This window comes from Aestuariivirga sp. (genome assembly GCF_047600585.1).
Taxonomy (GTDB): Bacteria; Pseudomonadota; Alphaproteobacteria; order Rhizobiales; family Aestuariivirgaceae; genus Aestuariivirga.
In genome coordinates this window covers 3,697,941-3,710,074 of sequence record NZ_JASGKP010000001.1, presented here as the reverse complement: position 1 = coordinate 3,710,074, position 12,134 = coordinate 3,697,941, and the positions used below count along the sequence as shown (strand labels likewise).

Here is a 12,134-nt window from a genome sequence, read left to right as displayed (position 1 = left end):
ATCCAGTTCAGCGCGACCCCCACCCCGGCCCTCCCCGCAGGGGGGAGGGGGAGGAAGAGGCCGAATGACTACTTCAGTTCCGGCGCCAGCGTCTTCGCTGCATCCATGAGGCCATGGACCGCCGCGACCGACTTGTTGAAGCCCGCCTTGTCTTCTTCCGTAAGGGCGACTTCGACGATGCGCTCCACACCCTTCTCGCCGATCACTACGGGCACGCCCACATAGGTGTCCTTCACGCCGTACTGGCCATCGAGATAGGCCGCGCACGGCAGGACGCGCTTGTAATCCTTGAGATAGCTCTCGGCCATGGCGATGGCCGAGGAGGCGGGCGCATAATAGGCCGAGCCGGTCTTGAGCAGGTTCACCACTTCGGCGCCGCCGTCACGGGTGCGCTGCACGATCTTGGCGATCTTCTCCTCGGTGCTCCAGCCCATCTTGATGAGGTCGGGCACAGGGATGCCGGCAACGGTGGAATAACGGACGAGCGGCACCATGGTGTCGCCGTGGCCGCCGAGCACGAAGGCCGTCACGTCCTTCACCGAGACGTTGAACTCCTCGGCGAGGAAGTGGCGGAAGCGGGCGGAGTCGAGAACGCCCGCCATGCCGATCAGCTTGTGCTTGGGGAGGCCCGAGAACTTCTGCAGGGCCCAGACCATCACGTCGAGCGGGTTGGTGATGCAGATGACGAAGGCATTGGGGGCATGGGCCTTGATGCCCTCGCCCACCGCCTTCATGACCTTGAGGTTGATGCCGACGAGGTCATCGCGGCTCATGCCGGGCTTGCGCGGCACGCCGGCGGTGACGATGCAGACATCGGCGCCTGCGATCGCTTCATAACCGTTGGTGCCGGAGAGCTTGGCGTCGAAGCCTTCCACCGGACCCGACTGCGAGAGGTCGAGCGCCTTGCCCTGCGGCAGGCCTTCGGCGATGTCGAAGATAGTGATGTCGCCCAACTCGCGGAGTGCTGCGAGGTGCGCCAGCGTACCCCCAATCATGCCACCACCGATCAATGCGATTTTCTTGCGCGCCATGGATACCTCTCTCTCGCCGCTCTTTCGCGGCATATTGCAGTGCGAAATCGGCATCTCTCTAATCCCCTTAGGCCGGGTGGGCAAGGGCGGGAAATCCGACTTTGGGTGAGACTCACGTTTCGACGAGGGTTGCCCCCCACCAGGACGATGCCTGCATTTCCTTGAGCCGGCTTATCGTCCGGGCGCTTTCGAAGGCATGCTGGTTCTTGGGAAAGATCGCCTCGGGCGGACCGTCGGCCAGGGCGACGAGACGCACATGGGCATCGTAGAAGGTGTCGATCATCAGGATGAAACGCTTGGTCTCGTTCCGCTGCGAGGCCTTGAGACGGGGCAGGCCGGAAACGAACACCGTGCTGTAGGCCTTGGATATTGCAAGATAATCGGGCGGGCCCAGAGGCTCCACGCAGAGTTCGGCAAAGGTGAAGGCGGCGCAGCCATGGGCGGCCTTGGGAACGGTGAGCTTGCGCCCCAGCACCTCCAGCGTCTCGGGCCTGCCTTGCGCATTGTCGGTCAGGTCCTTCCACAGCGTGTTGAAGAGCACGCGGTTCTCCGCCGTGGCGGGATGGAGGAAGGTTTCCCGCGCGCGGATGCGGCCGAGCCGGTAATCGGTTGTCGACTCCAGCGACACCACTTCAAGCGTTTCGCGCAGACGTGCAATGAACGGCAGGAAGAGGTCGCGGTTGAGGCCATCCTTGTAGAGGCCTTCGGGCGGCAGGTTCGAGGTCGTGACCATGATGACGCCGCGGGCATAGAGCGCCTCGTAGAGCCTGCCGATGATCATGGCGTCGGCGATGTCGACGATCTGCATCTCGTCGAGGCAGAGAAGCCGGGCACTCGCCGCCCATTCGTCGGCGATGCGGTTGATCACATCCTCGCCGCCCAGGCGCTGGCGCTGCCCGTGCACGTCCTGCATGAAGGCATGGAAGTGGATGCGCCGCTTCGGCCAGTTCTGCACGCTGTCATAGAAGAGGTCCATCAGCATGGTCTTGCCGCGCCCCACTTCGCCGAAGATGTAGAGGCCGCGGGGGGCCGGCAAGGCCGACTTGCGGAAGAGCCTGCCCAACAGCGTGGGCTTCAGCGGCGGCGAGGTGTTGAGCGCCACCGAGAGCGCCGAGAGCCGCTCCAGCACCTTCATCTGCGCCGGATCGGACTTCAGCGTGCCGTCCTTCAGTTTGTCGCGATAATGCTTGGTGAGGGGCATGGCCCAAGGCCGCTAGATTGTCAGGAGCCCAATTGCAAGAGGCTGGCGTAGGCGAGGAAATACTTGAACAGCGTCATGTAGGCGGCCGTCATCGAGACATAGGCGAAGAAGGTGATGACGATCTGCAGGCGGCTGAGCTGCTCCAGCCCCACGTCGATGCGGCGCTGGCGGATGTTGGCGAGAATGGCGATGCCGCCGAAAAGCACCAGCACGAACTGGTGCATGTAGAGCCCGGCTCCACCGATGAGCGCGCCCACGAACATAAGGCCGAAGCGGGCCCATGATCCCATCACGCGGGAGAGCACCGAGCGCAGAGCCACGCCGCCATCGAGCGGTTCGGCGGGCAGCAGGTTGAAGATGTTGAGGCCGACGACGATCAGCCCGAAGAGGGCGACATACGGATTGGGCTCGCTGCCGAGCATCGCCGGGATGAGGCAGAGAAGGGCGAGGATGGTGGAGAAGCCCGGCCCCATGAGCGCGGCGAAGACCGACTGGCCCTGACTGTGGAACGGCAGGCGCGGCAGGGCCACGGCACCGAGGAAGGGCAGGAAAATCATGCGTCCCCAGGGCTGGCCCATCAGGCGGTAGGCGAGGAGATGGCCGAACTCGTGCACGAAGAGGGCGACGAGCAGCATCAGCGCGGCGCGCCAGCCGAGGAAGAGGCCGAAGGCCCCCATGGAGATGATGCCGGTGCCCAGCGCCACGCCGGCGGAGATGAGGAGATAGGGCTTCTCGTCGGGCTTGCCGGTTTCGACAAGGCCCTTGATGCGGAAGATGCCGCCCCAGAGATCGGCGCGGGCGAGGATCTGCGCGAGCAGCGGCCGCTGCCCCCACTCATAGGTCATCGAGAGGCGGGTGCCGCCTTCTTCCTCTTCGAGCGTATAGCGCTGCACCAGAAGTTCGTTGGCGGTGGAGCGGCCTTCGAGGCCCTCGCGGCGGAGGATGAGCAATGTGGGTGGCACCCGCTCGTCGATCGAGAACAGGGCCTCGCCCTTCTGCTGCGCGCCGGTCGTCAGCGTCGTCGTGTAGGTCTTGCGGAAGATGCGCGCGGCGGGGTCGATGAGCTTCGCCTCGACCACGGTCGAGCCCCAGCGGTCGATCTTGCCGTCCTTGAGGTCGATCACGTCGAAGACGGTCTTGAGCGGCGCGCGGATGAAGAGGTTGACCTTGGGTGTCACCCGGTGGCGCAAGCCCAGCAGCGCCAGCAGCACCAGGATGAGAGGAATTTCGGGGCCCGCGGAGGTCAGGAAGGAATACATGGAAGCCGGAGGCTAACCAGCGAGGCGTTAAGGATTCGAGAAGGGGCAAAACCGTGGGATGCGGGCGGCGGCGCGCGCAACCGCCCTCCCCTCCTCTCAGTTAGGAATGCGTTGCGTCGCCGTGCCATCGACGACCACGTTGGCACCCGCCACGAAGCTCGCCCGCGGGCTCGAGAGGAAGACCGCCACATCGGCGATCTCCTGGGGCGTCGCCATGCGCCCCATGGGATTGAAGGCGATGGTGTCGGCGAACTGCTTGGGATCGTTGATCTTCACCTTGTCCCAGAAGCCGCCTTCGAAGTAGGTGGTGCCTGGCGAGACGATGTTGGCGCGGATGTTCTTCTTCGCCACGTGGCGGGCGAGCGACTTCACGTAGAAGAAGAGTGCGGCCTTCATGGTGCCGTAGGAGACACCGTCGTAGCCATAATCCTCCGAACCCGAGATCGACGAGATGGCGATGATTGAACCTGCTCCCGCCTTCTCCAGAAAGGGGATCGCCGCCTCCGCCGCATTGCGCGTGTGCAGGAGATCGGTGCGGTAGGCGGCATCGAAGTCGGCGACGGAATCTCCCGATGACAGCGCGCTCGTATTGGCGACGATGCCGTCGAGGCCCTTCATCTTCGCTGCCGCATCGCGGATGAAGGATTGCAGCGCGTCAGTGTCGGTCACATCGAGGGCGCGGCCGAAGGCCTTCACACCCTTCGCCTCAAGGGCGTGCACCGTCTCGGCCACCGCATCCACGCTTCGCGCACAGAGCGAGACGTTGGCGCCTTCCGCCGCGAAGGTTTCGGCAATGGCACGGCCGATGCCGCGAGTACCGCCCGTCACGAGGAAGTGCTTGCCGGCGAGGTGAAGGTCCATGATCGAATTCCTGAAATGAAAAAGGCCAGCGCGAAGGCTGGCCTTTCAATCGGTCTTTGGCAAGCTCATCTCGCCCGATGCGTCAGAGAGAGGCCTGCAGCGCCTTCAGGTGATCCAGCGTTTCAGCGGCCTTGGCGCGGGCGGCGTCGGTCTTGGCGTCGGCCACGTCCTCTTCCGCATTCTTGATCTGCTGGGCAATCGCCGCCTGATCGAGGTCGGCAAGGGCAATCGCCGTTTCGGCCAGGACCGTGAGGCCCTTGGCGTTCACTTCGGCAAAGCCGCCGCGCACGAAGATCTTGTCGGTGCCGCCATCCTTCTGGATCGAGACGACGCCCGGCTTCAGGGTGGAGAGCACCGGCGCATGACCCGGCAGAATGGTCATTTCGCCTTCCGCGCCCGGAATCTGCACGGACACCACGTCGCCTGAAAACAGGAGACGGGCGGGAGAGACGAGTTCGAAATGCAGGGCCATGGGGTTCGCTTTCTGTTGGACCATCCCCGCAGGCGAACCTGCGGGGACGAGCCTTCAATCACTTGATTAGGCGGCGTCGGCGGCGAGCTTCTTCGCCTTGGCAACCGCGTCCTCGATGGTGCCCACCATGTAGAAGGCGGGTTCGGGGAGATGGTCGTATTCGCCGTTGGCGATGCCCTTGAAGCCCTTGATCGTGTCTTCGAGCTTCACCTGCACGCCGGGCGAGCCGGTGAACACGGCAGCCACGTCGAAGGGCTGCGACATGAAGCGCTCGATCTTGCGGGCGCGGGCCACGGTGAGCTTGTCCTCTTCGGACAGTTCATCCATGCCGAGAATGGCGATGATGTCCTGGAGCGCCTTGTAGCGCTGCAGGATCGACTGCACCTGGCGGGCCACCTGGTAGTGCTCCTCGCCGACCACGGCGGGCTGCAGCATGCGGCTCGTCGAGTCGAGCGGGTCCACCGCCGGATAGATGCCCTTTTCGGCAATCGAACGCGACAGCACGGTGGTGGCGTCCAAGTGGGCGAAGGAAGTTGCAGGGGCCGGGTCGGTCAAGTCGTCGGCGGGCACGTAAATGGCCTGCACCGAGGTGATCGAGCCCTTGGTGGTGGTGGTGATGCGCTCCTGCAGGGCGCCCATGTCGGTGGCGAGCGTCGGCTGATAACCCACGGCCGAGGGAATGCGGCCGAGAAGGGCCGACACTTCCGAACCCGCCTGGGTGAAGCGGAAGATGTTGTCGACGAAGAAGAGCACGTCCTGGCCCTGGTCGCGGAAGTGTTCGGCAACCGTGAGGCCGGTGAGCGCAACGCGGGCGCGGGCACCCGGCGGTTCGTTCATCTGGCCGAACACGAGGGCGCACTTCGACTTGACGTTCGGATCGGGATTGTGCGGATCGGCGTTCACCTTGGATTCGATGAACTCGTGATAGAGGTCGTTGCCTTCACGGGTGCGCTCGCCGACGCCGGCAAACACCGAGTAACCGCCGTGCGTCTTGGCGACGTTGTTGATGAGCTCCTGAATGAGCACGGTCTTGCCCACGCCGGCGCCGCCGAAGAGGCCGATCTTGCCGCCCTTGGCGTAGGGCGCGAGAAGGTCGACGACCTTGATGCCGGTGACGAGGATTTCGGCTTCCGTCGACTGCTCGGCGAATTCGGGAGCGGGCGCGTGGATCGGGCGGCGGCTCTTGGTCTTCACCGGGCCTGCTTCGTCGATCGACTCGCCGATCACGTTCATGATGCGGCCGAGGGTTTCGTCACCCACCGGAACGGTGATGGGCGAGCCCGTGTCCTTCACGGCCTGGCCGCGGACGAGACCTTCGGTCGAGTCCATGGCGATGGTGCGCACGGTGTTTTCGCCGAGGTGCTGCGCCACTTCGAGGATCAGGCGGTTGCCGCCGTTGTCGGTCTCGAGGGCGTTGAGGATTTCCGGAAGCGGGCCGTCAAAGGCCACGTCGACGACGGCACCCGTGACCTGCGCGATGCGGCCGGTGGCACCGGCGGTGGAGGAAGCTGCTTTCTTGGCCATGACTGTCTGTCCTGTGCTTGAGTTTCGTCAGAGCGCTTCCGCGCCCGAGATGATTTCGATGAGTTCCTTGGTGATCTGCGCCTGGCGCTGGCGGTTGTACTTGATCGACAGCTTGTTGATCATGTCACCGGCGTTGCGCGTGGCGTTGTCCATGGCGCTCATGCGCGCGCCCTGTTCGGAGGCGGCATTTTCGAGAAGGCCACGGAAGATCTGCACCGCGATGTTGCGCGGCAGGAGGTCGTCGAGGATGACGCCCTCTTCCGGCTCGGCTTCGTACACCGCACCACCCAGGTCCGGCGTCTTCGTCGTGTCGATCTGCGCCGGGATGAGGCGGAGTGCGGTGGGCTTCTGGGCGATCACCGACTTGAACTCGGAGAAGAACAGGGTCGCCACGTCGAACTCGCCCGCTTCATACATGGCGAGCACGCGCTCGGCCACGCTGGTGGCGTTCTCGAAGGAGAGCGCTTTGACGCCGCGGAAGTCGATGGCCTCGACGATGTAGCGGCCATAGAGGCGCTTCAGGGCATCGTTGCCCTTCTTGCCCACCGTCATGATCTTGACGGTCTTGCCCTCGCGGATCAGGCGGTCGGCATGCTCGCGGGCGAGCTTGACGATCGAGGAGTTGAAGCCGCCGCAGAGTCCGCGCTCGGCCGTTGCGATGACGAGGAGATGCACGTCATCCTTGCCGGTGCCGGCGAGGAGTGCGGGCGCGCCCGCCTGGCCTTCCATCGCGGAGGCGAGGTTCGACAGCACCACCGCCATGCGTTCGGCATAGGGGCGGGCGGCGACGGCCGCTTCCTGGGCACGGCGCAGTTTCGCCGCGGCCACCATCTGCATGGCCTTGGTGATCTTGCGTGTCGCCTTCACCGAGGCGATGCGGTTGCGTAAGTCCTTGAGACTTGGCATCGGAGCCCCTGAGCTTAGGCGAAGGACTTGGCGAAGGCGTCAACCGCCGCCTTGAGCTTCGGCATGGTGGCATCCGAGATCGCCTTCTCCGTGCGGATGGCGTCGAGCACGTCGGCGTGCTTGTCGCGCATGGTGCGGAGCAGGCCGTCCTCGAAGGCGCGGACCTTGTTGACCGGCAGGCTGTCGAGGTGGCCGTTCACGCCGGCGTAGATCGAGACAACCTGCTCTTCCATCTTGAGCGGCGAGAACTGCGACTGCTTGAGCAGTTCGGTCAGGCGCGAACCGCGATTCAAGAGCTTCTGCGTGGCGGCGTCGAGGTCCGAGCCGAACTGTGCGAAGGCGGCCATTTCACGGTACTGGGCGAGCTCGCCCTTGATCTTGCCGGCCACCTGCTTCATCGCCTTGGTCTGCGCTGCAGAACCCACGCGCGACACCGAGAGGCCGACGTTCACGGCCGGACGGATGCCCTGATAGAAGAGATCGGTTTCAAGGAAGATCTGGCCGTCGGTGATCGAGATCACGTTGGTCGGAATGTAGGCCGACACGTCGTTGGCCTGGGTTTCGATGACCGGAAGGGCGGTGAGCGAACCGGCGCCATTGTCGTCGTTGAGCTTGGCGGCGCGCTCGAGCAGGCGGGAGTGGAGATAGAACACGTCGCCCGGATAGGCTTCGCGGCCCGGCGGGCGGCGGAGCAGCAGCGACATCTGGCGGTAGGCCACGGCCTGCTTCGAGAGATCGTCATAGGCGATGAGGGCGTGCATGCCGTTGTCGCGGAAGTATTCGCCGATCGCACAGCCGGCGAAGGGCGCGAGGTACTGCATCGGCGCCGGATCGGAAGCGGTGGCTGCCACGATCACCGAGTATTCGAGGGCGCCGTTGTCTTCCAGCACCTTCACGAACTGTGCCACCGTCGAGCGCTTCTGGCCGCAGGCGACGTAGACGCAGTAGAGCTTGTCCTTCTCGGGACCGGCAATGTGGATGGGCTTCTGGTTGAGGATGGCGTCGAGGATGATGGCGGTCTTGCCGGTCTGGCGGTCGCCGATCACGAGTTCGCGCTGGCCGCGGCCGATGGGGATCAGCGCGTCGATGGCCTTGAGGCCGGTCGACATGGGCTCATGCACCGACTTGCGCGGAATGATGCCGGGGGCCTTCACGTCGACGCGGGCGCGGGCCTTGGCCTTGATCGGGCCCTTGCCGTCGATGGGGTTGCCGAGCGGATCGACGACGCGGCCGAGCATTTCCTTGCCGATCGGGATTTCCACGATGGCGCCGGTACGCTTGACGGTGTCGCCTTCCTTGATGTCGCGGTCGGAACCGAAGACCACGACGCCGACGTTGTCGGCTTCAAGGTTGAGGGCCATGCCCTTGATCCCGTTTGCGAACTCGACCATCTCGCCGGCCTGGACGTTGTCGAGGCCATAGACGCGGGCAATGCCGTCGCCGACGGAGAGAACCTGGCCGATCTCGGCCACTTCGGCTTCCTTGCCGAAGTCCTTGATCTGCTTCTTGAGGATGGAGGAAATTTCGGCGGCGCGGATATCCATTACTGGGTCCCCTTCATGGCGGCTTTGAGTGAATTGAGTTTGGTGCGGAGCGAGTTGTCCATCATCCGGCTCCCCACCTTGACGATGAGGCCACCGAGGATGGCGGGATCAACCTTGGCGTCGATCGCCACGTCGGATCCGGTTGCGGCCTTGAGCGCCGCCTTGAGATCGGCAAGCTGCTTGGCCGAAAGCTTTTCGGCAGAGGTCACTTCCGCCGTCGCCTCGCCCTTCGACTGGGAGACGAGGGTGTTGAAGGCCGAGATGGCGGAGGGCACCGCGGCGAGGCGGCGGTTGCCGCCCATCACCTTGAGGAAGTTGAGGGCAAGACCCTTGATGCCGGCCTTGGCGGCAATCGCTTCGATGGCGGCGGTCTGGTCTTCCGACTTGAAGACGGGCGAGCGCATCAGGCGCTGCAGGTCTTCCGATTCATCGATGAGGCCCTGGAAGGAAGAGAGGGCGGAGGCCACGTCGGCCACTGCCTTGTGTTCGGTTGCGAGGTCAAACAGGGCTCGGGCGTAACGGCCTGCAACACCGGACTGGGACTGATCTGTCGTTGCCACGATCGATCTTTCAACTGCGACGCCGGACACGCCCGGAAGCGGAGTCCTAAGTCATTGAAATGGATGGGAAGCACTTTGCACAAGGCAAAACGCTGCGATGCGGGATGTTCCCGCCGCGCGGCGGAGCTAACACATGCCACCGAGACTCGCAACACTGATTCGAGCAGTGTTTTTTGCGATTTTTGGCTGAGCTTGCAGGCGCGGTGCGAATCGCCGCGGCACACGGCAACGCGCCGGGCAAGGAGGATACCGCAAAAGGGAGGGGCCCGCCGCCGCTTGCGCGAACGACGAGCCCCGGGAGGAACTTGTCAGTGGCGAGGCCTTACTTGAAGGCCTTCACCCGGGCCACGCGGCCCATCTGGTAGCGCTTGGCGCCGATGTCCAAGAGATCGGCATCCGAAAGTGTGTCGAGTTCCGACCGGATGGCCTGGTAGCCCTTGAAGCGGGCCCGGCGTTCCAGCAGGCGTCCGATATAGGTCAGGCTGCCCATGGGCGGCTGTCTCCGTTGAATGGGTTAGCGGGCGGCTTCGCGGGCAACGCGCTGAATGTCGGCGCGGGCGATGCCCAGGTCAGCCAGTTCGCGGTTGGTGAGAGCGTTGAGCTCGCTGACGGTGCGGCTGTAACGCTTCCAGGCGGTGATGCGGGTCTTGAGGACTTCAAACATTTTGATCTCCTGATATCTGCTCCGGACGGTTCCGGGTGGTCTCTTCGTTTTCTTTCGACGATCGGAAGATATGTGCAATGCAGCAAAAAGAGAAATGCAAAATACGCATAGCGCGCATGATGTCAAAATTCTCAATCTTCATAAAGCGGTAATAAATATCCGGAGCGATCCGGCGAATTTTGACGGGAGAAATCACCCGAAAGAGCGAAAGAATCAGTCATACATGAGCGATTTTGGGCGAAATGCGTCACCCAAACGTCACAAGACATACTGCTAATGCATATCACTGAGGCAGATCGCCTGCTCTTTGGGCATTTCCTGCTGCGTTGCAGCATACGCAGGCCCAAAACCACCGGATTGGACCCATCAATGCAACTTGCGGCACCACCGCTGACAGATAATGTCCCGGCATGATGCGCGATTTCACCTTCCCCGGCCGGTCCACGGCCTTTGGCCGGACGGCCATGGCGGCCACCTCCTCGCCCCAGGCGACGCTCGCCGCCATCGATGTGCTGCGCCAGGGCGGCAATGCCGTCGATGCGGCGATCACGGCGTCCGCAGTGCTCTGTGTCACCGAACCCCACATGACCGGCATCGGCGGCGACTGCTTCGCCATCATCGCAACGCCGGAAGGCAAGATCCTCGGCCTCAACGGGGCCGGCCGCAGCGCCTTTGCGGCAACACCGGACTGGCTCAGCCAATCGGGCCTCAGCCGAATCGAACCGCACTCCGTCCACGCCGTCACCGTGCCCGGCGCCATCGATGCCTGGGACGAACTCCTGCGCTCGCACGGCACCTGGTCGCTGGGGAAATGTCTGGAACCCGCCATCGCACTTGCGGAGTCAGGTGTTGCCACCATGCCGCGCGTTGCCCGCGACTGGCCGGAACACGAAGCGCTGCTCAAGGCCGATCCCGGCGGGCGGCAGCACTATCTTCTCGACGGACGCGTGCCCCGCATGGGCGACGTCATGACCTATCCGGCACTCGCGGCAACACTCCGCCACATCGCCAGGGAAGGCCGCGACGGCTTCTATACCGGCCCCGTCGCGCAGGACATGGTGGAGACGCTGCGGGCGCGCGGCAGTCTTCTCACGCTCGAGGATTTCGCCGCCACCCAGTGCGACTGGGTGAAGCCCGTCTCCACACATTTCAACGGGCGGCGCATCTACGAGATCCCGCCCTCGGGGCAGGGCCTCACCGTGCTCATCACCCTCAACATCCTCAAGTGCTTCGGCCTCGCCGCCCTTGATCCCAACGGACCCCAGCGCCGCCATCTCGAGATCGAGGCGCTGAAGCGTGCCTGGGTGCTGCGCAACCGCCACATCGCAGACCCCGAACATGCCGAGGTGCCGGTGGAGGAGCTGCTCAGCGAGACGACAGCGAAGCGCCTTGCTGCCTCGATCGATCCCAACGCCGCCTCCGACATGCGCGTGGTGATGCCGCCCTCCGACACCGTCTATCTCTCGGTCGTCGACAGCGAACGCCGCTGCATTTCCTTCATCAACTCCATCTACTGGGGCTTCGGCTCCGGCATCGTCACGGAGAAGAGCGGCATCACGCTGCAGAACCGGGGTGCGGGCTTCTCCTGCGATCCCGCCCATCCCAATGTCATTGCGCCCGCCAAGCGGCCGCTCCACACCATCATTCCCGCCATGGCAACGGAAGGCGGCAAGCCCGAGATGGTCTTCGGCGTGATGGGTGGCGACTTCCAGCCCATGGGCCACGTCAACATGGTGGTGAACCGCTATATCTATGGCATGGACCCGCAACAGGCCCTCGACCTGCCGCGCTGCGTGCCAACGGGCACTGATGTGGCGGTAGAGACCGCCCTGCCCGACAGCGTGGTGAGCGATCTCCGCGCCCGCGGCCACAGCATCGTTCCGGCGGACGAGCCCCTGGGCGGCGGCCAGATCATTGCCCTCGACCATGCCCGCGGCATTCTCTCGGGCGGCTCCGATCCGCGCAAGGACGGCTTTGCCATGGGTCTCTGAGAGGGTTTGATTTCCCCCGCAAAATCCCGGGGGTTAACGCACGTTCACCATGATCCTTCTGCAAAAATTTACGGTCCCGCTTTAGCTTGCCTTGAGGATCGGGAAGAGCGGACCTGACGTG

The 12,134-nt window shown here is 64.1% G+C and carries 12 protein-coding genes; 1 reads left to right on the top strand and 11 read right to left on the bottom strand.

Features of this window, described 5'->3' with window-relative positions; all coding sequences use genetic code 11:
- Positions 1-68 precede the first annotated feature (68 nt).
- The 11 genes from mdh to QM801_RS18225 all read right to left on the bottom strand — a co-directional run bounded on the left by mdh (position 69) and on the right by QM801_RS18225 (position 10,022).
- Entirely contained in the window at positions 69-1,031 is a 963-nt protein-coding gene (gene mdh / locus QM801_RS18275) for a malate dehydrogenase (RefSeq protein WP_415020636.1), read from the bottom strand.
- Positions 1,032-1,143: 112 nt separating this feature from the next.
- Positions 1,144-2,232 carry a cell division protein ZapE gene (zapE, locus tag QM801_RS18270; RefSeq protein WP_415020635.1) on the bottom strand — a complete coding sequence of 363 codons (1,089 nt, stop codon included), beginning with the start codon at positions 2,230-2,232 and terminating at the stop codon, positions 1,144-1,146.
- A 20-nt stretch (positions 2,233-2,252) separates the two neighbouring features.
- Complete coding sequence (locus tag QM801_RS18265) at positions 2,253-3,491, bottom strand: metalloprotease (protein ID WP_415020634.1); 1,239 nt, start codon at positions 3,489-3,491, stop codon at positions 2,253-2,255.
- 96 nt (positions 3,492-3,587) lie between these two features.
- Positions 3,588-4,352 carry an SDR family NAD(P)-dependent oxidoreductase gene (locus QM801_RS18260; protein WP_415020633.1) on the bottom strand — a complete coding sequence of 255 codons (765 nt, stop codon included), beginning with the start codon at positions 4,350-4,352 and terminating at the stop codon, positions 3,588-3,590.
- 82 nt (positions 4,353-4,434) lie between these two features.
- Positions 4,435-4,848, bottom strand: a complete 414-nt coding sequence (locus QM801_RS18255; RefSeq protein ID WP_415020632.1) for a F0F1 ATP synthase subunit epsilon — start codon at positions 4,846-4,848, stop codon at positions 4,435-4,437.
- Positions 4,849-4,890: 42 nt separating this feature from the next.
- Positions 4,891-6,348 (bottom strand): F0F1 ATP synthase subunit beta, encoded by a 1,458-nt coding sequence (gene atpD, locus QM801_RS18250; RefSeq protein ID WP_415020631.1) that lies wholly within the window; start codon positions 6,346-6,348, stop codon positions 4,891-4,893.
- A gap of 27 nt (positions 6,349-6,375) precedes the next feature.
- The gene (locus tag QM801_RS18245) at positions 6,376-7,254 is read right to left on the bottom strand and encodes a F0F1 ATP synthase subunit gamma (protein WP_415020630.1); all 879 of its coding nucleotides are present in this window, start codon (positions 7,252-7,254) and stop codon (positions 6,376-6,378) included.
- Between the two features lie 14 nt (positions 7,255-7,268).
- Entirely contained in the window at positions 7,269-8,798 is a 1,530-nt protein-coding gene (atpA, locus tag QM801_RS18240) for a F0F1 ATP synthase subunit alpha (protein WP_415020629.1), read from the bottom strand.
- Complete coding sequence (locus QM801_RS18235; protein WP_415020628.1) at positions 8,798-9,358, bottom strand: F0F1 ATP synthase subunit delta; 561 nt, start codon at positions 9,356-9,358, stop codon at positions 8,798-8,800. Before QM801_RS18235 ends, atpA begins: the two co-directional genes overlap by 1 nt.
- Before the next feature lie 322 nt (positions 9,359-9,680).
- Positions 9,681-9,848 (bottom strand): hypothetical protein, encoded by a 168-nt coding sequence (locus QM801_RS18230; RefSeq protein ID WP_415020627.1) that lies wholly within the window; start codon positions 9,846-9,848, stop codon positions 9,681-9,683.
- A 24-nt stretch (positions 9,849-9,872) separates the two neighbouring features.
- Complete coding sequence (locus QM801_RS18225; protein ID WP_415020626.1) at positions 9,873-10,022, bottom strand: DUF1127 domain-containing protein; 150 nt, start codon at positions 10,020-10,022, stop codon at positions 9,873-9,875.
- Between the two features lie 410 nt (positions 10,023-10,432).
- Here QM801_RS18225 and QM801_RS18220 point away from each other — a divergent pair, with 410 nt between their 5' ends.
- Positions 10,433-12,013: a gamma-glutamyltransferase family protein gene (locus tag QM801_RS18220; protein WP_415020625.1), complete on the top strand. Its 1,581-nt coding sequence runs from the start codon at positions 10,433-10,435 to the stop codon at positions 12,011-12,013.
- Positions 12,014-12,134: the final 121 nt, after the last annotated feature.

What these genes read in the sequence shown, in the direction of transcription:
- mdh (WP_415020636.1), bottom strand. Translation starts at nt 1,031, where the DNA reads ATGGCGCGCAAGAAAATCGCATTGATCGGTGGTGGCATGATTGGGGGT.
- zapE (WP_415020635.1), bottom strand. Translation starts at nt 2,232, where the DNA reads ATGCCCCTCACCAAGCATTATCGCGACAAACTGAAGGACGGCACGCTG.
- QM801_RS18265 (WP_415020634.1), bottom strand. Translation starts at nt 3,491, where the DNA reads ATGTATTCCTTCCTGACCTCCGCGGGCCCCGAAATTCCTCTCATCCTG.
- QM801_RS18260 (WP_415020633.1), bottom strand. Translation starts at nt 4,352, where the DNA reads ATGGACCTTCACCTCGCCGGCAAGCACTTCCTCGTGACGGGCGGTACT.
- QM801_RS18255 (WP_415020632.1), bottom strand. Translation starts at nt 4,848, where the DNA reads ATGGTCCAACAGAAAGCGAACCCCATGGCCCTGCATTTCGAACTCGTC.
- atpD (WP_415020631.1), bottom strand. Translation starts at nt 6,348, where the DNA reads ATGGCCAAGAAAGCAGCTTCCTCCACCGCCGGTGCCACCGGCCGCATC.
- QM801_RS18245 (WP_415020630.1), bottom strand. Translation starts at nt 7,254, where the DNA reads ATGCCAAGTCTCAAGGACTTACGCAACCGCATCGCCTCGGTGAAGGCG.
- atpA (WP_415020629.1), bottom strand. Translation starts at nt 8,798, where the DNA reads ATGGATATCCGCGCCGCCGAAATTTCCTCCATCCTCAAGAAGCAGATC.
- QM801_RS18230 (WP_415020627.1), bottom strand. Translation starts at nt 9,848, where the DNA reads ATGGGCAGCCTGACCTATATCGGACGCCTGCTGGAACGCCGGGCCCGC.
- QM801_RS18225 (WP_415020626.1), bottom strand. Translation starts at nt 10,022, where the DNA reads ATGTTTGAAGTCCTCAAGACCCGCATCACCGCCTGGAAGCGTTACAGC.
- QM801_RS18220 (WP_415020625.1), top strand. Translation starts at nt 10,433, where the DNA reads ATGATGCGCGATTTCACCTTCCCCGGCCGGTCCACGGCCTTTGGCCGG.